Origin of the sequence: Sphingomonas carotinifaciens (assembly GCF_009789535.1) — a bacterium.
In the GTDB taxonomy this organism is placed as follows: Bacteria; Pseudomonadota; Alphaproteobacteria; order Sphingomonadales; family Sphingomonadaceae; genus Sphingomonas; species Sphingomonas carotinifaciens.
Map to the genome: position 1 here is coordinate 416,582 of NZ_WSUT01000005.1, position 23,415 is coordinate 439,996.

Annotated in this window: 18 protein-coding genes; 15 read left to right on the top strand and 3 right to left on the bottom strand. The window is 68.4% G+C overall.

The genetic code is table 11. From position 1 onward, the window contains the following. Positions 1-6: 6 nt before the first annotated feature. Together GQR91_RS03955 and GQR91_RS03960 are read right to left on the bottom strand one after the other, a co-directional pair. Positions 7-1,188 (bottom strand): PQQ-dependent sugar dehydrogenase, encoded by a 1,182-nt coding sequence (locus GQR91_RS03955; RefSeq protein ID WP_149681246.1) that lies wholly within the window; start codon positions 1,186-1,188, stop codon positions 7-9. Next, positions 1,185-2,345 (bottom strand): PQQ-dependent sugar dehydrogenase, encoded by a 1,161-nt coding sequence (locus GQR91_RS03960; protein WP_149681247.1) that lies wholly within the window; start codon positions 2,343-2,345, stop codon positions 1,185-1,187. Before GQR91_RS03960 ends, GQR91_RS03955 begins: the two co-directional genes overlap by 4 nt. A 164-nt stretch (positions 2,346-2,509) precedes the next feature. Between GQR91_RS03960 and rimP the strand changes: the two genes are divergently transcribed. The 14 genes from rimP to GQR91_RS04025 all read left to right on the top strand — a co-directional run bounded on the left by rimP (position 2,510) and on the right by GQR91_RS04025 (position 17,083). Beyond that, a complete protein-coding gene (gene rimP / locus GQR91_RS03965) occupies positions 2,510-3,085 on the top strand; it encodes a ribosome maturation protein RimP (protein ID WP_149681248.1) in 576 nt (191 codons plus the stop codon). Further along, the gene (gene nusA / locus GQR91_RS03970; protein WP_112381578.1) at positions 3,085-4,728 is read left to right on the top strand and encodes a transcription termination factor NusA; all 1,644 of its coding nucleotides are present in this window, start codon (positions 3,085-3,087) and stop codon (positions 4,726-4,728) included. Before rimP ends, nusA begins: the two co-directional genes overlap by 1 nt. Then, entirely contained in the window at positions 4,728-4,952 is a 225-nt protein-coding gene (locus GQR91_RS03975; RefSeq protein WP_149681249.1) for a tautomerase family protein, read from the top strand. The genes nusA and GQR91_RS03975 overlap by 1 nt, the downstream gene beginning before the upstream one ends. Further along, complete coding sequence (locus tag GQR91_RS03980; RefSeq protein WP_149681250.1) at positions 4,933-5,694, top strand: DUF448 domain-containing protein; 762 nt, start codon at positions 4,933-4,935, stop codon at positions 5,692-5,694. Before GQR91_RS03975 ends, GQR91_RS03980 begins: the two co-directional genes overlap by 20 nt. Then, positions 5,691-8,564 carry a translation initiation factor IF-2 gene (gene infB / locus GQR91_RS03985; protein ID WP_149681251.1) on the top strand — a complete coding sequence of 958 codons (2,874 nt, stop codon included), beginning with the start codon at positions 5,691-5,693 and terminating at the stop codon, positions 8,562-8,564. The genes GQR91_RS03980 and infB overlap by 4 nt, the downstream gene beginning before the upstream one ends. 53 nt (positions 8,565-8,617) lie before the next feature. Beyond that, the gene (gene rbfA / locus GQR91_RS03990) at positions 8,618-9,004 is read left to right on the top strand and encodes a 30S ribosome-binding factor RbfA (RefSeq protein WP_112381582.1); all 387 of its coding nucleotides are present in this window, start codon (positions 8,618-8,620) and stop codon (positions 9,002-9,004) included. A 49-nt stretch (positions 9,005-9,053) separates the two neighbouring features. Further along, entirely contained in the window at positions 9,054-9,212 is a 159-nt protein-coding gene (locus GQR91_RS19925; protein WP_375781601.1) for an AbrB/MazE/SpoVT family DNA-binding domain-containing protein, read from the top strand. A 140-nt stretch (positions 9,213-9,352) separates the two neighbouring features. Continuing rightward, on the top strand, positions 9,353-9,931 hold the full coding sequence (locus GQR91_RS03995) for a thymidine kinase (protein ID WP_149681252.1): 579 nt from the start codon (positions 9,353-9,355) through the stop codon (positions 9,929-9,931). Positions 9,932-9,957: 26 nt separating this feature from the next. Beyond that, a complete protein-coding gene (truB, locus tag GQR91_RS04000; RefSeq protein ID WP_149681253.1) occupies positions 9,958-10,932 on the top strand; it encodes a tRNA pseudouridine(55) synthase TruB in 975 nt (324 codons plus the stop codon). Positions 10,933-10,944: 12 nt separating this feature from the next. Then, a complete protein-coding gene (rpsO, locus tag GQR91_RS04005) occupies positions 10,945-11,214 on the top strand; it encodes a 30S ribosomal protein S15 (RefSeq protein WP_112381587.1) in 270 nt (89 codons plus the stop codon). Between the two features lie 182 nt (positions 11,215-11,396). Beyond that, positions 11,397-13,760, top strand: a complete 2,364-nt coding sequence (gene pnp / locus GQR91_RS04010; protein WP_112381588.1) for a polyribonucleotide nucleotidyltransferase — start codon at positions 11,397-11,399, stop codon at positions 13,758-13,760. Positions 13,761-14,127: 367 nt separating this feature from the next. Continuing rightward, positions 14,128-15,237, top strand: a complete 1,110-nt coding sequence (locus tag GQR91_RS04015; protein WP_149681254.1) for an 8-amino-7-oxononanoate synthase — start codon at positions 14,128-14,130, stop codon at positions 15,235-15,237. Then, positions 15,234-15,845: a dethiobiotin synthase gene (gene bioD / locus GQR91_RS04020; RefSeq protein WP_149681255.1), complete on the top strand. Its 612-nt coding sequence runs from the start codon at positions 15,234-15,236 to the stop codon at positions 15,843-15,845. Before GQR91_RS04015 ends, bioD begins: the two co-directional genes overlap by 4 nt. Next, complete coding sequence (locus GQR91_RS04025; RefSeq protein WP_149681256.1) at positions 15,842-17,083, top strand: adenosylmethionine--8-amino-7-oxononanoate transaminase; 1,242 nt, start codon at positions 15,842-15,844, stop codon at positions 17,081-17,083. The genes bioD and GQR91_RS04025 overlap by 4 nt, the downstream gene beginning before the upstream one ends. A 65-nt stretch (positions 17,084-17,148) precedes the next feature. Here GQR91_RS04025 and GQR91_RS04030 read toward each other — a convergent pair whose 3' ends face one another. Continuing rightward, complete coding sequence (locus GQR91_RS04030; protein ID WP_149681257.1) at positions 17,149-19,629, bottom strand: glycoside hydrolase family 3 protein; 2,481 nt, start codon at positions 19,627-19,629, stop codon at positions 17,149-17,151. A gap of 169 nt (positions 19,630-19,798) precedes the next feature. Here GQR91_RS04030 and GQR91_RS04035 point away from each other — a divergent pair, with 169 nt between their 5' ends. Beyond that, entirely contained in the window at positions 19,799-23,221 is a 3,423-nt protein-coding gene (locus tag GQR91_RS04035) for a glycosyl hydrolase 2 galactose-binding domain-containing protein (RefSeq protein ID WP_235903859.1), read from the top strand. Positions 23,222-23,415: the final 194 nt, after the last annotated feature.

Here is a 23,415-nt window from a genome sequence, read left to right on the forward strand (position 1 = left end):
GCCCCATCACCGCGCCGGGGTCAGTTGCACCAGCCGACCTCGCGCGCCGTCCTCCAGCACCCACAAGGTGCCGTCCGGGCCCTGTTCCACCTCGCGGATGCGCGCGCCCAGCGCCAGCCGGCCGACCTCGCTCGCCGTCGTGCCGTTCACCCGCACCCGCACCAGTCCCTGGCTGACCAGCCCGGCCAGCACGAAATCGTTGGTCCAGCCGGCAAAGCGCGTGCCGGTATACTGGATCATCCCGCCCGGCGCGATCACCGGCGTCCAGCTGACGAGCGGTGCGGTAAAGGCGGTGTTGGTCGAATGCCGGGGGATCGGCGCCCCGCCATAGTCGTTCCCCTCCGACACGTTCGGCCAGCCATAGTTCCGGCCCGCTTCGATCAGGTTGAACTCGTCGCCGCCCTCCGGCCCCTGCTCGCTTTCGAACAACCGGCCATCGGCGGCAAAGACCAGTCCGTACGGGTTGCGATGGCCCAGCGTCCAGATTTCCGCCTTGGCGCCGCTGCGCCCGACGAACGGGTTGGTGGAGGGCACCGCGCCATCGGGGTCGATCCGCACGATCTTGCCGAGCGTCTGGGCGAGGTCCTGCGCCGGCGCGCCCTTCTGCCGCTCGCCCGCGGTCACGAACAGCCGACGGTCGGACGAGAACGCCATGCGCCCGCCGAAATGCCCGTCACCCGAGACCTTGGGGTCCTGTCGCCAGATCACGCTGACATTGTCCAGCCGCCCGCCGGTGCCGTCGGTGACCAGCGTGCCCCGCGCCACCGCCAGCCCCTTGCCGCCGCTGCCCGCCTCGGCATAGCTCAGATAGATGCGGTTGTTGGTCGCGAATTGCGGGTCCAGCGCCACGTCCTGCAACCCGCCCTGCCCGGCAAAGGCCACCGCCGGCACCCCGGCGACCGCGGCCGAGACCGTGCCGGTCGTCGTCACGATGCGCAGCCGTCCGGGCTTTTCGGTCACCAGCATCCGCCCGTCGGGCAGGAATATCATCGCCCAGGGGTTGTCGAAGGTGGCGACCGCGTTTTGCGTCACGCTGGTCGTGGGCGGGGTCGGCGTCGTCGGGGTCGGGGTCGGCGTACCGGTCGGGGCGGGCACCGGCGCGATCGATCCGCCGCCGTCATCGTCGCCGCACGCGCCCGCCAGCAGCAACAGGGCGAGCGCGAACGGCGTGGCACGCCGCGGGTTCATGACTGCGGGTCTAGCCGGATCAGCCGCCCCTGCGACCCGTCGTCACCATCCTCCAGCACGTAGATCGCGCCGTCCGGCCCCTCGGCCACGTCGCGGATGCGGGCACCCATGTCCCACTGGTCGCCCTTGCTGGCCGCGGTCCCGTTCAGGTCGACGCGCACCAGCGACGTGCTCGACAGCCCGCCGATGAACGCGTCCCCCTTCCACTGCGGGAAGCGGTTGCCCGCATAGATCATCAGCCCGCCCGGCGAGATCACCGGGTTCCACGACACCTTGGGCGGCTCGTAACCGTCACCGGGCTTGTGGTCGGGAATGTCGCGACCGTCATAATGCGATCCGTTCGACGCGTTGGGCCATCCGTAGTTGCGCCCGGGCAGGATCAGATTGACCTCGTCGCCGCCCTTGGGCCCCATCTCCTGCTCCCAGAGATTACCCTGGGCATCGAACGCCAGGCCCAGCAGGTTGCGGTGGCCATAGGACCAGACCGCCGGGTTGAATCCTTGCGCTGCCAGCGGATTGGCCGGCGCCGGCTTGCCGTCCAGCGTCAGGCGCAGCACCTTGCCCAGCGTCGCCTGCTTGTCCTGCGCAGGCGTGAATTTCTGCCGGTCGCCGGCGGTGAAGAACAGGTATTTGCCATCGGGCGAGAAGGCGATCCGCCCCGAATAATGGCCGTTGCCCTCGACCAGCGGCCCGGCGCGGAACAGCGCCTCGATCTGGCGCAGCCGGTCGTCGGCCAGCACGCCGCGCGCCAGCACCACGCCCTTGCCGCCATCGCCTGCCGCCGAATAGCTGAAATAGACCTGCTTGTTCTGCGCAAAGCCCGGCGCCGGCACGATATCCATCAGCGCGCCCTGTCCGGCCGAATCGACCGGCAGCGTCGCGATCACGCGCCGCGTCCGGCCATCGGCGGACAGCATCAGCATCCGCCCGTCCTTTTCGCTGACCAGCATCCGCCGGTCGGGAAGAAAGGCCACCGCCCAGGGCGAATCGAAGTCGGCGATCACCGTCTCGGTAAACGGCTTGGCGCCCGCCGGGACGTTGGCGGCCCCTTGCGTCGCGGCCCCCTGCATCGTCGCGTTGTCGGCACCCGGCGCCTCGACATTGCCCGAACAGGCGATCAGCGCCACCGGCAACAGCGCGAGCAGACCTGTATGCATCAACATCCTCCCGAATTTGCCATCCAACGCGGAACCGTGCCGAAGGATGCTTGTACCTTGCCCCGTTCGGGCGTATATCCTGCATCACTCTCTAACATCGTCAGGTGAAAGAGGCTGCGGGGCAACGGCACCGCGGCGCCGAACCTGCATATCCGGGATCTTGCATGGCGGACATCGCCCTTCTCACGTCGATCATCGAACCCGAGTCCCAGGCGCTCGGCTTCGCCCTGGTGCGCGTGAAGATGTATGGCGGCCAGTCGGACCCGACGCTGCAGGTCATGGCCGAGCGTCCCGATACCCGCCAGTTGACCATCGACGACTGCGCCGCCCTGTCGCGCCGCATCTCCGACGTGTTCGACCAGATGGAGGCAGAGGGCCGCGATCCGATCGACCATGCGTACCGGCTGGAGGTATCCTCGCCCGGTATCGATCGCCCGCTGACCCGGCTTCAGGACTTTGCCGACTGGGCCGGGCATGAGGCACGCATCTACCTTGCCGAGCCGATCGACAACCGCAAGCAACTGACCGGCGACCTGATCGGGGTCGAGGGTGATGCGGTGACGATCGACGTCAACAAGTTCAAGCCGATGACGGTGCGGTTCGACCAGATCGCCGACGCAAAGCTACTCATGACCGATCGCCTGATCGCCGCCACCCAGCCGCTCTCCACCGAGGGCGCCGACGAATTCTTTTACCAGGACGCGCCCGAGGACGGCGCCACCACGGAAGGACAGCACTGATGGCCACCGCCGTTTCCGCCAACAAGGCGGAACTGATCGCGATCGCGAACGCCGTCGCATCCGAGAAGATGATCGACAAGGCGATCGTCATCGAGGCGATGGAAGATGCGATCCAGCGCGCCGCCCGCGCCCGCTATGGTGCGGAAAACGACATCCGCGCCAAGCTGGACCCCAATTCCGGCGACCTGCGCCTGTGGCGCGTCGTGGAAGTGGTCGAGCAGGTCGACGATTATTACAAGCAGATCGACCTGAAGGGTGCCGAGAAGCTGCAAAAGGGCGCGAATGTCGGCGACTTTATCGTCGATCCGCTGCCTCCGATCGAATTCGGCCGCATCGCGGCGCAGGCCGCCAAGCAGGTGATCTTCCAGAAGGTCCGCGATGCCGAGCGCGAGCGTCAGTATGAGGAATTCCGCGACCGCCAGGGCGAGATCATCACCGGCGTCGTCAAGCGCGTCGAATTCGGCCACATCGTGGTCGATCTCGGCCGCGCCGAGGGCGTGATCCGCCGCGACGCGCAGATCCCGCGCGAGGCGGTGCGCGTCAACGACCGCATCCGCTCGCTGATCCTGAACGTGCGCCGCGAGAATCGCGGGCCGCAGATCTTCCTCAGCCGCGCGCACCCGGACTTCATGAAGAAGCTGTTCGCGCAGGAAGTGCCCGAAATCTACGACGGCATCATCGAGATCAAGGCCGCCGCCCGCGATCCGGGCAGCCGCGCCAAGATCGGCGTCATCAGCCACGATTCGTCGATCGATCCGGTCGGCGCCTGCGTCGGCATGAAGGGCAGCCGCGTGCAGGCCGTCGTGCAGGAGATGCAGGGCGAGAAGATCGACATCATCCCCTGGTCGCCCGACACCGCGACCTTTGTGGTGAACGCGCTCCAGCCGGCGAACGTCAGCCGCGTCGTGATCGACGAGGAAGAGGACCGGATCGAGGTGGTGGTGCCCGACGACCAGCTTTCGCTGGCGATCGGCCGCCGCGGCCAGAATGTCCGCCTCGCCAGCCAGCTGACCGCCAAGGCGATCGACATCCTGACCGAGGCCGACGCCTCCGAGAAGCGCCAGAAGGAGTTCGTGCAGAACTCCGAACTGTTCCAGAACGAGCTGGACGTGGACGAGACGCTGGCCCAGCTTCTGGTCGCCGAGGGCTTCGGCGCGCTCGAAGAGGTCGCCTATGTCGAGATCGACGAGCTGGCGAGCATCGAGGGCTTCGACGACGATCTGGCGCAGGAGCTGCAAAGCCGTGCGCAGGAAGCGCTCGACCGCCGCGAGCAGACCAATCGCGAGGAGCGTCAGGCACTGGGCGTCGAGGATGCCCTGGCCGACATCCCCTATCTGACCGAGGCGATGCTGGTCACGCTGGGCAAGGCGGGCATCAAGACGCTGGACGATCTCGCCGATCTCGCCACCGACGAGCTGGTCGAGAAGAAGCGCGCCGAGCCGCGTCGCCGCGGCGACGATGCGCCCAAGCGCGAGGCCAAGGGCGGCATCCTTGCCGAATACGGCCTCAGCGACGAGCAGGGTAACGAGATCATCATGGCCGCGCGCGCCCACTGGTTCGCCGACGAAGAGGGCGAAGAGGGCACCGAGGCTGCGGCCGGCTCCGACGCCGACACTGCAACCGGGGAGGACGAACAGGCCTGATGCCGTTTATTTCCATCCGCCTGGCCGGCTCCGCCACCAAGGCGCAAAAGGCCGATATCGTCGCCGACGTGACCCGCTCGATGGTGGAGCGGCTGGGCAAGAACCCGGCCGCCGTCCAGATCGTGATCGAGGAAGTGTCTACGGAAAACTACGGCGCCGGCGGTCAGTTGATCGCCGACCGCGATGCCCCGAAGGGAGACGCGCATGCGGTCCCGGGGCAATGAGCGCGACGCTGTAAGGCAGGCAGAGGCGGCAGCGGACGGTGCCCCCGTCCGCCGCTGCATCCTGTCCGGCGAGCGCGAGGCGCGCGACGGGCTGGTGCGTCTCGCGCTGGCGCCCGACGGCCGCGTGCTGCCCGATGTCCGTGCCAAGGCGCCCGGCCGCGGCGCGTGGATCGGCGTGAAGCGTGCGGAACTGGAGGTCGCGCTGAAAAAGGGCCGGCTGAAGGGCGCCTTGGCGCGTGCCTTCAAATCGGCCGATTTCCAGATCCCCGATGACCTGCCCGCGCTGATCGCTGCTGCACTGGAGCGCAATGCGCTCGACCGGCTGGGGCTCGAGTCGCGGTCCGGTGCGCTGCTCACCGGGTCCGACCGGATCGAGACCGCGGCGCGCTCGGGGCAGTTGCAGGCGCTCTACCATGCCGCGGATGCCAAGCCCGATGGCACCCGCCGTCTGGCACAGGCGTGGCGGGTCGGTTCGGACCGCGAAGGCTCCGACCTGAAGGGGTTGGCGTTGCCGGTGGCACGCCCCATATTGTCGTTGGCGTTGGGCCGCGAGAATGTGGTACATATCGGCCTGACAGATCGTAACGCAGCAAAGCGGGTGAGCGAAGCGCTCGACCGCTGGCTGCATTTTATCGGACCCGACCCTGTGGCAACGCCTTGCGAAACGGCCTCGCAAGGCGCATCGGCGTCCGACCTTTCCGGTGACCGACCGGCCGTGAACGTACACGAGGAATTTGAGTGAGCGAGACCGACAACGACAAGCCGAAACTCGGAATGCGCCAGCCTCTGGGGCTGAAGCGCACGGTCGAGACCGGCAAGGTGAAGCAGAGCTTCAGCCACGGCCGCTCGAACACCGTGATCGTGGAGACCAAGCGTCGCCGCGTCCTCGGCCGTCCGGGCGAAGCTGCGCCCGAGGCACAGGCGCCCGCGCCTGAGGCCGCACCGGCGCCGGCACCTGCCCCCGCCCCGGCGCCCCAGCCGCCCCGCCCGCCGGTCAACGAGACCGCGCAGGAGCGTCAGGCACGCCTGCTGCGCGAGGCCGAGGATCAGCGCATGAACGCGCTCGAGGATGCGCGCCGCCGCGAGGACGCCGAGCGTCAGCGCGCCGCCGAGGAAGAGCGTCGCCGCGCCGAGGAACGCGCCCGTGCCGAGGCAGAGGCCAAGGCTGCGCCTGCGCCCGAGCCGGCTCCTGCGCCCGCGCCCGCGCCCGAACCGGAGGCGCCCGTCGCGGCAGAGCCGGCGGCCCCCGCCGCGCCCGAGCCGCCGACGATCAGCGTGCAGCCGCGCATGTTCCGCCCGGTCGAGCGGCCGGTGATCCCGCCGCCCGCGCCCAAGCCGGAACCCGTCGCCGCGCCTGCCCCGGCGCCGACGCCCGCACCCGCGCCCGCTCCGAAGGCTGCGCCGACGCCCGCTCCGGCGCCTGCGCCCGCTCCGGCGCCTGCGCCCGCCCCGGCGCCGACGCCCGCCCCCGCGCCCCTGCTGGGCCGCGACCCCGCGATGCCGGCCCCGCGCCGCTTCTCGCCGGTGCAGCGTCCCGTCATTCCGCCCCGGCCCGCACCTGCCCCGGCACCGGCGCCCACGCCTGCCCAGGCCGCCGCACCGGCCGCCGGCAACACGGCGTCGTCCTCGGCACCGCGTTCGCTGCCGTCCGGTCAGGCGACCCCGCGCAACGCGCCGCCCAGCCGGCCGCAGCAGCGCGACCGCAAGGGTGACGAGCGTCGTGGCGGCAAGCTGACCGTCAACCGCGCGCTGAACGAGGACGGCAGCGCCCGCGCCCGTTCGCTCGCCGCGCTCAAGCGTGCTCGCGAAAAGGAGAAGCGTTCCTTCGGCGGCCCGCGCGAACCGCAGGTCAAGCAGGTCCGCGACGTGCAGGTGCCCGAGGCGATCACCGTTCAGGAACTCGCCAACCGCATGGCGGAAAAGGGCGCCGATCTGGTCAAGACGCTGTTCAAGATGGGCATGCCCGTCACCATGACGCAGACGATCGACCAGGACACGGCCGAGCTGCTGGTGACCGAATTCGGCCACAACATCGTGCGCGTCTCCGACTCGGACATCGATCTGGCGATCGACACCAGCGAGGACCCGGTCGATGCGATGAAGCCGCGTCCGCCGGTGGTGACCATCATGGGTCACGTCGATCACGGCAAGACCAGCCTTCTGGACGCGCTGCGCGGCACCGATGTGGTGCGCGGCGAGGCCGGCGGCATCACGCAGCATATCGGTGCGTATCAGGTCACGCTGAAGGACAAGTCGAAGGTCACCTTCCTCGACACGCCGGGCCACGAAGCGTTCACGCAGATGCGTGCCCGCGGCGCGGACGTCACCGACATCGTGGTGCTGGTGGTCGCGGCCGATGACGGGCTGATGCCGCAGACGATCGAGGCGATCAACCACACCAAGGCATCGGGCAAGCCGATGATCGTGGCGATCAACAAGATCGACAAGCACGACGCCAATCCCCAGCGCGTGCGCGAGCGTCTGCTCGAGCATGACGTGCAGGTCGAGGCGATGGGCGGCGAGACGCAGGACGTCGAGGTGTCGGCGCTCAAGAAGATCGGTCTCGACGAGCTGATGGAGAAGATCCAGCTCCAGGCCGAACTGATGGAGTTGCAGGCCAACCCCGATCGTGGCGGCGAAGGTGCCGTGATCGAGGCGAAGCTGGACAAGGGCCGCGGGCCCGTCGCGACGATCCTCGTCAATCGCGGTACGCTGAAGGTCGGCGACGTGTTCGTCGTCGGCGCTGAATCGGGCCGTGTGCGTGCGCTGGTCGATGACAAGGGCCGTCAGGTGAAGCAGGCTGGCCCTGCGATGCCGGTCGAGGTGCTGGGCCTGTCGGGCGTTCCGCAGGCGGGCGACCAGTTGCAGGTGGTCGAGAACGAGGCGCGTGCCCGCGAGGTCGCGGAATACCGCCAGGGCGTGCTGACGCAGAAGCGGACCACCGCGGCGCCGGCCAGCCTGGAATCGATGTTCTCGGCGCTGAAGGCCAATCAGGCGCTGGAATATCCGCTGGTCGTAAAGGCGGATACGCAAGGCACCGTCGAGGCCATCGTCGCGTCGATCAACAAGATCTCGACCGACGACATCAAGGCGCGCATCCTGCACTCGGGCGTCGGCGGCATCACCGAGAGCGACGTGACGCTGGCGGCTGCCAGCGGCGCGCCGATCATCGGCTTCAACGTCCGCGCCAACGCCAAGGCGCGCGAGATCGCCGAGCGGAACAAGGTCGCGCTCAAATATTATGACGTGATCTATGACCTGATCGACGAGATCCGCGCCGGTATGGCCGGGCAGCTCGGTCCCGAGGCGTTCGAGACGGTGGTCGGCCGTGCGGAAATCCGCGAGGTCTTCTCGGCGGGCAAGCACGGCAAGGCGGCGGGTCTGCTCGTCACCGAAGGCGTCATCCGCAAGGCACTCAAAGCGCGCATCACCCGCAACGACGTCATCGTCTATGTGGGCGAGATCGCCAGCCTTCGCCGCTTTAAGGACGATGTCGCCGAAGTGCGCGCCGGTCTGGAATGCGGTGTGACCTTCTCCAACAACTTCATCGACATTCGTGCCGGTGACTATCTCGAAACCTTCGAGGTCGAACTGCGCGATCGTACGCTGTAACAACCGGATGCCTGCCTCTCCGCACGCGGAGGGGCAGGTAACGGACAAAAGCCATGAACAAAGATCCCCAGGAAAAATCGGTCCGCACCCTGCGCGTCGGCGAACAGGTGCGCCATGTGCTGTCGGAAGTGCTCCAGCGCGGCGACGTGCATGACGACACGCTCGCCAAGCACATGGTCAGCGTGACCGAGGTCCGCATGTCCCCCGACCTGCGCCACGCCACCGTCTTCGTGAAACCCCTGCTTGGCAAAGACGAGGAGGCCGTGTTGAAGGCGCTGCGCACCAACACCGCCTATCTGCAACGCGAGGTCGCCACCCGCGTGAAGATGAAATATGCCGCCAAGCTGAAGTTCCTGGCGGACGAAAGCTTCGACGAAGGCAGCCATATCGACGCCATCCTCCGCTCGCCCGACGTGGCGCGCGATCTGGGCGAGGATTGACGGCCCACAAGCGCGCGATCATCATACGTCCATGGGCACATATGCTATCATGGACGATGACGGGATCGTCACACTCCCGCCCGAAACGCTGGCACGACTGGGCTGGCAGGCGGGTCAGCCGCTCCGCATAAGGGCCGTGGAAGAGGGCATCCTCATCGAGCCCTGTCCGCCACTTCCTGCGGACCACATACCCGTTCTTCGGGAATAGCAGCAACGCCGTGCATCCGATCGGTGCATCGCTGCGTCCCACGCGAGTCCGCCTAACGAGCCGGAGCAGGCCGCTGTCATGAGGTGACAGCGTCAATCTGCCTCTACGCGAACCACCCGACCTGCGGTATCGAGCGCCTGATGGCCAAGCTCTATTTCTACTACGCCTCGATGAATGCGGGCAAATCGACCAACCTGCTCCAGGCCGATTTCAACTATCGCGAACGCGGCATGCGCACGATGCTGTTCACCGCCGCGATCGATGACCGGTTCGCTTATGGCACGATCACCTCGCGCATCGGCCTGTCGCAGACCGCCACGCCCTTCCACGTCACCACCGATATCGAACGCTGCGTGCTGGATCGCCATGCCGAGGGCGCCATCGCCTGCGTGTTCGTGGACGAGGCGCAGTTCCTGACCGCGACGCAGGTCGATCAGCTCGCCCGGCTGGCGGACGTGCACAACATCCCCGTTCTCGCCTACGGGCTGCGCACCGATTTCCGGGCGGCGCTGTTCGAGGGCTCGGCGCGGCTGCTGGCGCTCGCCGATGCGCTGATCGAGATAAAGTCGGTCTGCATGTGCGGGCGCAAGGCGACGATGAACCTGCGCGTCGATGAAGACGGCCGGGCGATCGCGGAAGGCCGCCAGACTGAGATCGGCGGCAACGAACGCTATGTCGCGCTGTGCCGCCGCCATTTCTGCGAGGCGCTGGCGCCCTGAGCGCCGTGCCGCTAGGCCCCCGCGCCATGCATGGATGGATCATTCTCGACAAGCCGCTGGAGATGGGCTCGACGCAAGGGGTGAGCGCGGTCAAGCGCGTGCTGCGCCAGGGCGGCTATGGCAAGTGGAAGGTCGGGCATGGCGGCACGCTCGATCCGCTGGCGACCGGCGTGCTGCCGATCGCGATCGGCGAGGCGACGAAACTCGCCGGCCGGCTGCTCGACAGCGACAAGGTGTACGACTTCACCATCCGCTTCGGTACCCAGACCGCGACGCTGGATACGGAGGGAGCGGTGGTCGCGACCAGCGACACCCGCCCCACCCGCGCCGCGCTGGACGCGGTGCTGCCGCGCTTCACCGGCGCGATCGAGCAGGTGCCGCCCGCTTATTCCGCGCTGAAGGTCGATGGCCAGCGCGCCTATGACCTCGCCCGCGCCGGCGAAGAGGTGGTGCTGGCGACGCGCAACGTGACGGTGCACCGACTCCACGCGCCGAAAACAAACGCCGGTCCGCACCATCCGTTCGCTCAGCACGAACGGATCGAGGCACAAGACAAAGGCCCTGAAACCCCGCCAGGCCAGCCGGATGAGGCATTGGAGGAGATCACCCTCACCGCCTATGTCTCCAAGGGCACCTATATCCGCAGCCTGGCGCGTGACATCGCGCTGGCCCTCGGCACCGTCGGCCACGTCACCATGCTGCGCCGGACCAAGGCCGGGCCATTCACGCTGCAAAACGCGATTACGCTGGACAAATTGAACGAATTGGGGCAGGCGCGCACCCTTGAACAGATACTCCTGCCGCTGAGTGCGGGGCTGGACGACATCCCGGCTCTTGCGCTCTCCCCCGACCAGGCAGGGGCGCTCCGTCAGGGGCGTGTGTTGGCCGGGATCGCCATGCAGGACGGCATGACGCTCGCAACGCTCGATCAGGTGCCCGTGGCACTGGTCGAGATCGCGAACGGCGAAGTCCGGGTCTTGCGTGGCTTCAACCTCGATTAGAAAGGATCAACGATGTCGATCACTGCCGAGCGCCGTCAGGAACTCATCAAGGATCATGCCCGCGCCGAAGGCGACACGGGTTCGCCCGAGGTTCAGGTCGCGATCCTGACCGAGCGGATCAAGAACCTGACCGAGCACTTCAAGGGCCATGCGAAGGACAACCATTCGCGCCGCGGCCTGCTGATGCTGGTCAACAAGCGTCGCAGCCTGCTGGACTATCTCCGCCACAAGGATGGCGAGCGGTATCTGGCCCTCATCGCGAAGCTCGGCCTTCGCAAGTAAAAAATGGCGCCTTCGGGCGCCATTTTCTTATCGCCGAAACACGTTTAGTCTAACCAGCATCCTCCGGCGCTGCGAAGTCCGGAGCACACAGGCAAGCGGGGCAATTCGGCCCCGCACCAGAGCCACTACTGGCTCCCTCATAGGCCCCGGCCGGGATAGGCCCGCCGGAGTAAGGAAATAGCATGTTCGATACCAAGAAGGTGGCAATCGAGTGGGGCGGCAAGACGCTGACCCTCGAAACGGGCAAGGTCGCCCGCCAGGCCGACGGCGCCGTTATCGCGACGCTGGGCGAAACCGTGGTGCTGTGCGCCGTGACCGCCGCCAAGACCGTCAAGGAGGGGCAGGATTTCTTCCCGCTCACCGTGCATTACCAGGAGAAGTTTTCGTCCGCGGGTCGCATCCCCGGCGGCTTCTTCAAGCGCGAGCGTGGCGCGACCGAGCGTGAGACGCTGGTCAGCCGCCTGATCGATCGCCCGATCCGCCCGCTGTTCCCGGAAGGGTTCTACAACGAGATCAACTGCATCGCGCAGGTGCTGTCCTATGACGGCGAGAACGAGCCCGACATCCTGGCGATGATCGCCGCGTCGGCCGCGCTCACCATCTCGGGCGTGCCCTTCATGGGCCCGATCGGCTGCGCGCGCGTCGGCTACCAGAATGGCGAATATCAGCTCAACCCGACCGACGCAGAGGCGATCGCGGGCGAGCTGGACCTGGTCGTCGCCGCCACGCACGACGCGGTGATGATGGTCGAATCCGAGGCCAAGGAGCTGTCGGAAGAGGTGATGCTGGGCGCGGTCATGTTCGCGCACAAGGCGTCGCAGCAGGTGATCAACGCGATCATCGACCTGGCCGAGCAGTCGGCGAAGGATCCGTGGGAACTGGCCCCAGTCGCCGACAAGTCGGACACGATGGCCAAGCTGAAGAAGGCGATCGGCAAGGATGTCGAGGCGGCCTACAAGCTGACCGACAAGCAGGCCCGCCAGACCGCGCTGAACGAGGCCCGCGCCAAGGCGCGCGACGCCTTCGCCGACCTGAAGGAAAGCGATCCCGCCCAGTATCTCGGCACGCTCAAGCTCGTGAAGAAGCTTGAGGCCGATATCGTGCGCTCCGCGATCCTGAAGAACGGCCGCCGCATCGACGGTCGCGATACCAAGACGGTGCGTCCGATCGAATCGGAAGTGCACTTCCTGCCGCGCGCGCACGGCTCGGCGCTGTTCACCCGCGGCGAGACGCAGACCATCGCGACCACGACGTTGGGCACCAAGGATGCCGAGCAGATGATCGACGGCCTGAACGGCCTGTCGTATCAGAACTTCATGCTGCACTATAACTTCCCGCCCTATTCGGTCGGCGAAGTGGGCCGCTTCGGCGCGCCGGGCCGTCGCGAGATCGGCCACGGCAAGCTGGCATGGCGCGCGCTGCACCCGGTGCTGCCCTCGAAGGAGGAGTTCCCCTACACGATCCGTGTCACCTCGGACATCACCGAGTCGAACGGGTCGTCCTCGATGGCCACCGTCTGCGGCGGTTCGCTGTCGATGATGGATGCCGGCGTGCCGCTGAAGCGCCCGGTCTCGGGCATCGCGATGGGCCTGATCCTGGAGGGCAAGAACTTCGCCGTGCTGTCCGACATCCTGGGTGATGAGGATCACCTGGGCGACATGGACTTCAAGGTCGCCGGTACGTCGGAGGGCATCACCGCGCTCCAGATGGACATCAAGATCTCCGGCATCACCGAGGAGATCATGAAGGTCGCGCTGGAACAGGCCAAGGAAGGCCGTGCGCACATCCTGGGCGAGATGGCCAAGGCGCTGGGCGAGACCCGCTCGGAGCTGTCGGCGCACGCGCCGCGCATCGAGACCTTCTCGATCGACAAGTCCAAGATCCGCGAAGTCATCGGCACCGGCGGCAAGGTGATCCGCGAGATCGTCGCGACGACCGGCGCCAAGGTCGACATCGACGACGAGGGCGTGATCAAGGTCTCCTCGTCCGATCCGGCGCAGATCGAGGCGGCGATCGCCTGGATCAAGGGCCTGGTCGAAGAGGCCGAGGTCGGCAAGATCTATGACGGCAAGGTCGTCAATCTGGTCGATTTCGGTGCGTTCGTGAACTTCATGGGCGGCAAGGACGGTCTCGTCCACGTCTCCGAGATCAAGAACGAGCGCGTCGAAAAGGTCGCGGACGTCCTGTCCGAAGGGCAGCAGGTCAAGGTAAAGGTCCTCGAGATCGATCCGCGCGGCAAGGTTCGCCTGTCGATGCGCGTCGTCGACCAGGAAACCGGTGCCGAGCTGGAGGACACCCGCCCCGCCCGCGCACCGCGCGAAGGCGGCGACCGCGGTCCGCGCGGCGATCGTGAGGGTGGCCGTGGCCCCCGTCGCGAGGGCGGCGACCGTGAAGGCGGCCGCGAAGGTGGTCGGGGTGGCCCGCGCCGCGACCGCGGCGATCGCGGCCCCCGTCGCGAAGGCGGCAACGGCGGCAACGGCGGCGGCCGTGATGACGGCCCCGCGCCCGAATTCGCCCCCGCCTTCCTGACCGGCGACCGCGACTGATCGGACGGGTGCGCCCGAAAGGACGCACCGCGACATCGCAAATGGAAAAGGCCTGGTTCGCCGGGCCTTTTTCGTATGTGCCGTACCCTGAACTCTTTCGGCGAAACTCCATCCTTTCGGGCTGAGCGACGTCGAAGCCCCTCCCCATGGACCGACACCTCACCCCCAAGCCGCCCCCAAGCCGTTCGTGTCGAGTAAAGATCGAGTAGCTCCGCAGGAGCGTAACGAGAGCTTGTATCGAGACAGTGCCGCACGTGGCGCCGTGTCTCCCGGTATGCGGCTGAACGGGCTCCGCATCGACCTGACGCCATCCGCACCCCGGCAAAGTTGATTCCGCCACCGCCCGCGATGCTATAAGGCGCCCCCCATGCTCGCCTTTCATCAGCAGGACCTCGCCGCCTTGGCCGCGCGCGACCGGCTGCGCACGCTCCAGCCCCGCCTGGCGGTCGATCTCGCCTCCAACGACTATCTCGGCCTCGCCGCCAGCCCGCGGCTCGCCGCCGCCGTCACCGATGCCATCGCGCGCGGCGTTCCCGTCGGCGCGGGCGGCTCGCGCCTGCTTCACGGCAACCATCCCGAACACGAGGCGCTGGAGGCGGAGGCCGCTGCCTTTCTGGGTCCGGAATCCTGCCTGTTCTTTTCCAGCGGCTATGCCGCCAACGTCGCGCTGCTCGCCACCCTGCCCCAGCCCGCCGACGTGATCGTCCACGACGCGCTGATCCACGCCAGCGCCCGCGAAGGACTGCGCCTCGCGCGCGCCCCCGCGATCGAGGTCCCGCACAACGATGCCGCCGCCGTCGAGGTCGCGATCCGCAACTGGCGCGCGGCCGGCAATACCGGCACGCCCTGGATCGCGGTGGAAAGCCTCTACAGCATGGACGGCGACACCGCCCCGCTCGCCGACCTGTCCGCCATCGCCGAGCGCCACGACGCCATGCTGCTGGTTGACGAGGCCCATGCCACCGGCGTCTTCGGTGCCCGCGGCCAGGGCCTTGCCACCCCCTCGCCGCGCACGATCACGCTGCACACCTGCGGCAAGGCCCTGGGATGCGAAGGCGCGCTGGTCGCCGGTCCGACGGTAATGCGCGACTTTCTGGTCAATCGCGGCCGCGGCTTCATCTTCTCCACCGCGCCCTCGCCCTTGATGGCAAGCGCGGTGCGCGAGGCGCTGCGCATCTTGCGCGACGAACCCGAACGCCGGGCCGCGCTCCACACCCGCATCGCCTCCGCCGGACGGCTCTTCGCCCCCCATGGCGCCACGCCCACCGGCACTCCGATCATGCCGCTGATCCTGGGCGACGATGGCACCACCATGCGCACCGCCGCCGCCCTTCAGGCGCACGGCTTCGACATACGCGGCATCCGCCCGCCCACCGTCCCTGCGGGCACCGCCCGCCTGCGCCTGTCGATCACCCTCAACGTCCGCGACGAAGACCTCGCCGCCCTCGCCACCCTCCTCCCCCAGGTCCTGCCATGAAATTCATCGTCACCGGAACCGATACCGAGATCGGCAAGACCGTGTTCGCCGCCGGCCTCGCCGGCGCGCTCGGCGCGACCTATTGGAAGCCGATCCAGGCCGGGCTGGAGGACGGGGCCGATGCCGATACCGTCGCCACGCTGGCGCCCGGCACGCGCATCCATCCGTCCGCATGGCGCCTGACCACCCCCTGCTCCCCGCACAGCGCGGCCGAGCTTGACGGCGTCACCATCGATCCCGCCGCGCTCACACCCCCCGCCGTCGCTGGTCCCTTGGTGATCGAGGGTGCCGGCGGCGTCCTCGTCCCCGTCACCCGCCGGCATCTCTTCGCCGACCTGTTCGCCGCGTGGCAGCTCCCCGTCATCCTCGTCGCGCGCACCGGGCTCGGCACGATCAACCACAGCCTGCTCTCGATCGAAGCGCTGCGCGCGCGCCACGTGCCCATCCACGGCATCGCCTTTGTCGGCGACGCGGTCGAGGACAGCGAGGCGACGATCGCCGACATCGCGCAGGTCGAGCGCCTCGGCCGCCTGCCCCGCCTCGCCCCGCTCACCCCGGCGATCCTCGCGCACGCCTTCGCCGCCGCTTTCCCCGGCCTCACCGCATGACCTCCCCCGTCTGGCACCCCTTCACCCAGCACGGCCTGAACGAGCCGATCCCGCGCGTCACACATGGCGAGGGCGCGATCCTCCACACCGCGGACGGGCGGCGTATCGTCGACGCCATCTCGTCCTGGTGGGTGACGACGCATGGCCATGGCCACCCGCGCATCGCCGCCGCCATCGCCGCCCAGGCCGCGACCCTGGACCAGATCATCTTCGCCGGCTGGACGCACGAACCCGCCGAGGACGTCGCCGCCGAACTGATCCGCCTCACCCCGCCCGAACTCACCCGCGTCTTCTTCTCCGACTCCGGCTCCACCGCGGTCGAGGTCGCGCTGAAGATGGCGCTCGGCTTCTGGGCGAACCGTGGCGAGCCGCGCGAGCGCATTCTGGTGATGCAGCACAGCTATCACGGCGACACGATCGGCGCGATGTCGGTCGGCGCGCGCGGCGTGTTCAACCGCCCCTATGCGCCGCTGCTCTTCGATGTCGGCACCATCCCCTTTCCCACCGACCCGCAGGCAACGCTCGACGCACTGGAGGCACAGGCGCGCGCCGGCGCCGCCGCCTTCATCGTCGAGCCGCTGGTGCTGGGCGCGGGCGGCATGCTGATCTACCCGCCCGCGGTGCTGGCCGAGATGCGCGCGATCTGCGCCCGCCACGGCGTACTGTTCATCGCCGACGAGGTAATGACCGGATGGGGCCGCACCGGCACGCTGTTCGCCTGCGAACAGGCCGGCGTCGTGCCCGACATATTGTGCCTGTCCAAGGGCCTGACCGGCGGCGCGGTGCCGCTCGCCGTCACGCTGGCCAGCGAGGCGATCTTCGAGGCGCATCGATCAACCGACCGGTCGCGCCAGTTCTTCCACTCGTCCAGCTACACCGCCAACCCGATCGCCTGCGCCGCCGCCCGCGCCAATTTCACGATCTGGCGGGAAGAACCGGTGGCGGACCGCATCGCCACGCTGGCGGCGCGTCAGGCCGCCCACCTCGCCGATGCCGCGCAGCATCGCCGTGCAGCAAATCCCCGCCAGCTCGGCACCATCGCCGCGCTGGAGGTGGGGCACGACGAAGGCTATCTGTCTGACCTGGCGCCCCGCCTGCTCGCGCATTTCCGCGACCGCGACCTGCTCGTCCGCCCGCTCGGCAACACACTCTACGTCATGCCGCCCTACAGCATCGCAGCGGACGACCTCGCCCGCGTCTGGCACGCAATCGGCGAGGCGCTGGATATGGTCGTGTAGTCCCGCACTTCGACCACGCCGCCGTGAATTGGCCCCCTCCCCACCGGGAAGGGGCCCCTATCACCTCACTTCGACGGGCAGGCCATCGGCCCCTGCGCCATCGCCAGCCGCACGTCGGAGATGTCGATCCCCAGCGCCGAGGCGCTGGTCAGCACGAGGGGGCGCGCCACCTTGGTCATGTCGACGCCCTTCGACGCAAAGCAGGACAACGGTACCGCCAGCGTCGCCCAGTCGCTGCCCGCACCGTTCAGCGCGGCGGTGATCGGCACGGCGGCCGACTTGCCGTTATTCTCCATCGCCAGCATCACCGGGCCCTGCGGCTTGGCGGTGACGCGGTATTCGACCACCAGGCTCAACTGCCCATTGGCCTCACGGCTCAGGTCGCGCGGCGTACCCGCGGCCAGCGCCACCCGGCCATCGCCGCCGCCCTTGAACACGAAGCGCAGCGAATCCTCCTGCGCCCGGCGGTCGACCCGCGCGCTGGTCAGCGCGCCGCCGGCCTCCAGCATCACGCCCGGCGCCGCGCGACCGCGCCCGAAGAACTGGCTGGCATCGCCCGCCGCCACGTCGGGCTTGGTCTCGTCCAGCACCGGCACGGTGGCGCCCGCCGCATAGGTCAGGCCATAGCCGAACGGGAACAGCGGGTCGTAATTGGCGTCGCGCCGGTTCAGCACATACTGGTCGACGCGCTTGGGCCAGGAGAAGGACAGCTTGCCCTTGAAGTCGTGCGCCGGCCGGCCGTCCTTGCCTGCCACCAGCACGTCGGCGACGCCGCCGCCCTCGGTGCCCGGCAGGAACGCCGCGACGAACGCATCGGCCGCGTTCAGCTCCGGGTTCACCCACATCGGCCGGCCCGACAGGAACACCGCGACCACGGGCACGCCCGCCGCCTTCAGCTTCTTGAGCAGCGCCAGATCCGACTTGTCCTCGGGGCTGTATTCCAGCGTCGCACGGTCGCCGGCGAATTCGGCATAGGGCTTTTCGCCGAACACCACGATCGCCGCATCGGGCTTGGCGGTGAAGCTGCCGTCGCGCGACAGGGTCGCCTTGCCGCCGCCTGCGCGCACCGCCTGGTCGATCCCCGACCAGATCGACTGGCCGTTGGGGAAATCCTTGTTGGACACGTCGGTGCCCTGCCAGGTGATCGACCAGCCGCCGGAGGCCTGGCCGATGTCATCGGCCGCGGCGCCGGCGACCAGGATGTTGGCGCTCGGCTTCAGCGGCAGGACGCCGCCGTTGTTCTTGAGCAGCACCAGCGATTCGCGCACCGCCTGCCTGGCGATCGCGCGGTGCTCCGGCGCGCCCAGCAGGTTGAACTTGCCGGACAGCGGCCGTGCCGACGGGCGGCCCGCGTCGAACGTGCCGGCGATCACCTTGACGCGCAGGATACGGCGCACGGCGTCGTCCAGACGTGCGCGCGGGATGGTGCCGTCCTTCGCCTCGCGCAACGTGTTGGCGTAAAGCTGCTTCCAGCCCGGGCCCGAATACATGAACATGTCGAGGCCCGCGTTGATCGCCGCCGCGCAGTCCTCGTTGGTGCAGCCCGGCACCTGGCCATGCGCGTTCCAGTCGCCGACCGTGAAGCCCTGGAAGCCCCAGCGGTCCTTCAGCACGCCGGTCAGCATGCTCTTGTTGCCGGTCATCTTTTCGCCGTTCCAGCTCGAGAAGCTGGGCATCACGGTCAGCGCGCCGGCGGGCAGCGAGGTCATGTAGCCCGCGCCGTGCACGTCGCGCAGCACCGCCTCCGACACGCGGGTGTCGCCCTGATCGCGCCCGCCGGTGCCGCCATCGCCCAGGAAGTGCTTCACCGAGGAGATGACATGGCCCGGCTTCATGAAATCGCGGCCGATCGTGCCCTGGATGCCCTCCACCATCGCGCCGGCATAGGCGGCGACGACCTCGGGCTCTTCCGAATAGCTCTCATAGGTGCGGCCCCAGCGGTCGTCCTGCACCACCGCGACCGTCGGCGCGAAGCTCCAGTCGATGCCGGTCGCCGCGGTCTCGGCGGCGGTCGCCGCGCCGATCTTGCGGACCAGATCGGGGTTCCGCATCGCGCCCAGGCCGATATTGTGCGGGAACAGCGTCGCGCCGACGATGTTGTTCGCGCCGTGCACCGCGTCCGTGCCCCAGATCACCGGCACCTTCGGGCGACCGTCGCTGCGCTTCATCGACGCATCGTAAAAGGCGTCGAACAGCTTCAGCCATTCCGGGGCGGGCGCCAGTTCGTCGTTGTTCGGCGCGGAGTTGCCGCCGTTCAGGATCGACCCGAACTTGTAGGTTTCCAGATCGGCCGGCTTGATGCTGGCGATGTCGACCTGGATCAGCTGGCCGACCTTGTCCTCGACCGACATCTTGGCCAGCATCGCCTCGACGCGCGCTTCCACCTTGGGATCGCGCTTCAATTTCATCGGCAATTGCGGCCAGTTGGCCGGATTGGCCACCGCCGAGGCATTGGGTGCCGCTGCCTGCTGCGCCGCGATGGGCGCACCGATCGCGCAGGCCGTCATCCCGGCCACGCCCACCAAAGCCTTGAACTTCGCGCGCATTCTGAACTCTCCCTGGTGCCGTCTCGGGTTGCGGCAGCGGCGGGCAGATGACGGGCAGGCATGGCCGCTGTCAACAATTCATAATTCAATTTGGCTTTTGGCTGCGTGCGTGCTTCATCTGCGCACGAATTGGGGCATAAGCCGCCGGGTCGATCAGGGAGTGGAATGGATGATGCGCAGGCGCTGGATTGCGGGGCTGGTCTCGGGTGGGGCACTGGCGTGGAGCGCGCTTGCCACCGCCCAGTCGCTGGGTCCGATCCATGTCGATCTGCCCGCCGGCGGGGCGGCCTATACCCGCGCGATCGCACCGACGCCGATTGCCGCCACCAACTGGACGATGGCCGGCTGGATCCAGCCGCGCCAGGTGCCGAACAAGGGCACCGTGCTGATCGCCGGCTTCGGCGACCCCGCCTCGGGCGCGCATCGCTATCTGGCCCTGGTCGACGGCGACCCCGCGCTGATCACCGAGGGCGGCACGCTGACCGGCGGGGCCAGCCCCGATCGCGACAAGTGGATGCACATCGCCGCCAGCTATGACGGCGCGGTCGCCCGCCTCTACGTCAACGGTCGCCAGGTGACGCAGCGCCGCATGGCCGCCGCCGCCGTTCCCGCCACCGCGACCTTCGCCCCGCGCCCGGCGGTGGCGGGTACCGCGCCCTATTTCGTCGGCCGCGTCGGCGACTTCCGCCTCGACCCGCGCACGCTGGACGGCGTCGCCATCCGCCTTCTCGCCCGCCGCGCGCCCGACCCGTCGCGCATCGCCTTCCAGACCGGCAGCCCCGACTGGCCCGTCCAGGTCCGCCAGATGTACGGCCAGACCGCGCCGCAGGACGCCTGGACGCTCCCCCAGTCCAAGGCGCCGATTCCCACCGAGGGCAAGGCGAAGCCCGAGCCCAAGGGCCCCGCCCTCGTCGCCACCGGCCCCAACCAGTGGGATGTCGCCGGCTGGCGCCTGATCGAGGCGCCAAGGGTCGCCGCGCAAGCCTCCGACCTGTCGCGCCCCGGCTACGACACCGGCAAATGGTATGCCGCCACCGTGCCCGGCACGGTGCTGACCACGCTGGTCGATCGCGGCGTCTATCCCGACCCTGCCTACGGCCTCAACAACCTTGCCATCCCGGAAAGCCTCGCGCGCCAGGACTACTGGTACCGCACCGAGTTCGAGGTACCGGCCGAGGCCGCCGGCCTGAAGCAGTGGCTGACCTTCAAGGGCGTCAACTACGCCGCCGAAGTCTGGGTGAACGGCCAGCGTATCGGCACCATGAAGGGCGCCTTCATCCGCGGCCGCTTCCCCGTCACGCTCCAGGCCGGGCGCAACGCGGTCGCGGTGCGCGTCTCGCCCCCGCCGCACCCGGGCATCGCGCATGAGGAGTCGCTCACCGCCGGCGTCGGCGAGAATGGCGGCATGATGATGCTGGACGGCCCCACCTTCGTCGCGACCGAGGGCTGGGACTGGATCCCCTCGATCCGCGATCGCAACACCGGGCTGTGGCAGGGCGTCTCGCTCGCCGCCACCGGCCCCGCCACGATCGGCGATCCGCAGATCGTCACCAGCCTTCCCAAGCCCGACAATTCGGTGGCGGAGGTGGAGATCGTCACCCCCGTCACCAACACCTCGGACCAGGCGGTCGCCGCCACCGTGCGCGCGGTGTTCGACGACGTCGTGGTCGAAAAGCAGGTACAGGTCGGCGCCGGCCAGACCGTCAACGTGTCGATGACCCCGCGCGAATTCGCGCAGCTTGCGGTCAAAAACCCGCGCCTGTGGTGGCCCAACGGGTACGGCGACCCGGCGCTGCACGACCTGACGCTGACCGCGATCGTGAACGGCACGGCCAGCGACACGCAAAAGACGCGCTTCGGCATGCGGCAGGTGACGTACGACATCTCGCTGATGGACGCGGACGGCGATCTGGAGCGCGTGGGGCTGGATCTCACCCGCGCCCGCGCGCTCGGCCAGCAGGTCGTCGACGGCAGCCATACCGGCATCCGGAAGACGACGAACGGCTGGACGGCCAGCCTCGTCCCCGGCGCGGAGAAGTCGCCCGCGGTCACCCCCGTGCAGGACGATCCCCGCCTCGCCCCGCATCTCGTCATCCGCGTCAACGGCGTGCGCATCGCCGCACGCGGCGGCAATATCGGCATGGACGACTTCATGAAGCGCATCGACCGTGCGCATCTGGAGCCGATGTTCCGCCTGCACCGCGACGCGCATCTCAACATCGTGCGCAACTGGGTCGGCCAGAATACCGAGGACAGCTTCTTCGACCTGGCCGACGAATATGGCCTGATGGTGCTGTCCGACTTCTGGGAATCGACCCAGGACTACAATATCGAAACGCAGGACCCGCAACTGTTCCTGGCGAACGCGGCCGATGTGGTGCGCCGCTATCGCAACCATCCCTCCATCGTCGTCTGGTTCGGCCGCAACGAGGGCGTGCCCCAGCCGCTTCTGAACGAGGCGCTGGAAAAGCTGGTCAATTCGGCCGACGGCACCCGCCTCTACATGGGCTCGTCCAACCGGGTGAACCTCCAGAACTCGGGCCCCTATAACTGGCGCCCGCCGGTCGAATATTTCACCGAGCATGCCAAGGGCTTCTCGGTGGAGGTCGGCACCCCCTCGCTGCCCACGCTGGAGGCGTGGCGGCGCGCCATTCCGGAACCGGATCGCTGGCCGATCAGCGACACCTGGGCCTATCATGACTGGCACCAGACCGGGAACGGCGCGGTCAAGACCTTCACCGACGTGCTGGACCGCCGCTTCGGCCCCGGCACCAGCCTGGAGGATTTCGAGCGCAAGGCGCAGATGCTCCAGTACGAGTCCTACCGCGCCATCTTCGAGGGGATGAACGCCGGCCTGTGGACGGAGAATTCGGGCCGCATGCTGTGGATGACGCAGCCCGCCTGGCCGTCCTCGGCGTGGCAGATCTTCTCCTCGGACTACGACACCCATGCCGCCTTCTACGGCGTCAAAAAGGCGTCGGAGCCGGTCCACGTCCAGATGAACCTGCCCGATTACCGCGTCGTGCTGGTCAATAACGGCCGCGATGCGCTGAAGGGCGTGGTGGTGCGCGCCCGCGTCGTCAGCCTCGACAACCGCACGCTCGCCGAACAGGAGGCCAAGCTGGAGGCACGCGGCGAGACGGCGACCCCGGCGCTGACGCTCGACCTTGCCCAGCATCTCCAGCGCGGACCCGCCATCGTCCGGCTGGAGGCGACCGATGCGGGCGGACAGGTCCTGTCCACCAACACCTATTGGCAGGCCAAGGACGATGCCGGCTACCGCGCGATGAACGACATGGCACCGGTCAGCCTCAACACCAGCGTCGCCACCCGCGTCGAGGGCGACGAGACGATCGCCGCGCTCACCCTGACCAACCAGACGCCGACACCGGCGATCGAGGCGAAGCTGACGGTGATGAACCAGAATGGCGAGCAGGTGCTGCCCGCCTTCTTCACCGACAATTATGTCTCGCTGCTGCCCGGCGAGACCCGCACGATCGAGGTCCGCTACCCGACGGCCAAGGCCGAGCGCGCCGGCATCACCCTGCGCGGCTGGAACGTCGCCAAGGCGCGGGTGGAACTGGGGCAATGATGCCAAAGCAATCCATTTCCCCCCCCTCCCCTTCAGGAGTGGTAGGTGAACAGCGCCCCACGCTGTTCAGGTTCTCGTGGGGCGAGAACCGACCTGCCACTGGGTCGGGGGTGGGGCGCTTCCTCATACGCGGCGCCTGCCGAGAGGCCCCACCCCAACCCCTCCCCTGAAGGGGAGGGGCAAGTAGCCGCTAA

Coding starts and splice junctions, on each gene's coding strand:
- truB (WP_149681253.1), top strand. CDS start 9,958: ATGCATGGATGGATCATTCTCGACAAGCCGCTGGAGATGGGCTCGACG.
- pnp (WP_112381588.1), top strand. CDS start 11,397: ATGTTCGATACCAAGAAGGTGGCAATCGAGTGGGGCGGCAAGACGCTG.
- rbfA (WP_112381582.1), top strand. CDS start 8,618: ATGAACAAAGATCCCCAGGAAAAATCGGTCCGCACCCTGCGCGTCGGC.
- GQR91_RS04025 (WP_149681256.1), top strand. CDS start 15,842: ATGACCTCCCCCGTCTGGCACCCCTTCACCCAGCACGGCCTGAACGAG.
- rpsO (WP_112381587.1), top strand. CDS start 10,945: ATGTCGATCACTGCCGAGCGCCGTCAGGAACTCATCAAGGATCATGCC.
- GQR91_RS03960 (WP_149681247.1), bottom strand. CDS start 2,345: ATGCATACAGGTCTGCTCGCGCTGTTGCCGGTGGCGCTGATCGCCTGT.
- bioD (WP_149681255.1), top strand. CDS start 15,234: ATGAAATTCATCGTCACCGGAACCGATACCGAGATCGGCAAGACCGTG.
- GQR91_RS04015 (WP_149681254.1), top strand. CDS start 14,128: ATGCTCGCCTTTCATCAGCAGGACCTCGCCGCCTTGGCCGCGCGCGAC.
- GQR91_RS03955 (WP_149681246.1), bottom strand. CDS start 1,188: ATGAACCCGCGGCGTGCCACGCCGTTCGCGCTCGCCCTGTTGCTGCTG.
- GQR91_RS03995 (WP_149681252.1), top strand. CDS start 9,353: ATGGCCAAGCTCTATTTCTACTACGCCTCGATGAATGCGGGCAAATCG.
- GQR91_RS19925 (WP_375781601.1), top strand. CDS start 9,054: ATGGACGATGACGGGATCGTCACACTCCCGCCCGAAACGCTGGCACGA.
- GQR91_RS03980 (WP_149681250.1), top strand. CDS start 4,933: ATGCGGTCCCGGGGCAATGAGCGCGACGCTGTAAGGCAGGCAGAGGCG.
- GQR91_RS04035 (WP_235903859.1), top strand. CDS start 19,799: ATGATGCGCAGGCGCTGGATTGCGGGGCTGGTCTCGGGTGGGGCACTG.
- GQR91_RS04030 (WP_149681257.1), bottom strand. CDS start 19,629: ATGCGCGCGAAGTTCAAGGCTTTGGTGGGCGTGGCCGGGATGACGGCC.
- GQR91_RS03975 (WP_149681249.1), top strand. CDS start 4,728: ATGCCGTTTATTTCCATCCGCCTGGCCGGCTCCGCCACCAAGGCGCAA.
- rimP (WP_149681248.1), top strand. CDS start 2,510: ATGGCGGACATCGCCCTTCTCACGTCGATCATCGAACCCGAGTCCCAG.
- nusA (WP_112381578.1), top strand. CDS start 3,085: ATGGCCACCGCCGTTTCCGCCAACAAGGCGGAACTGATCGCGATCGCG.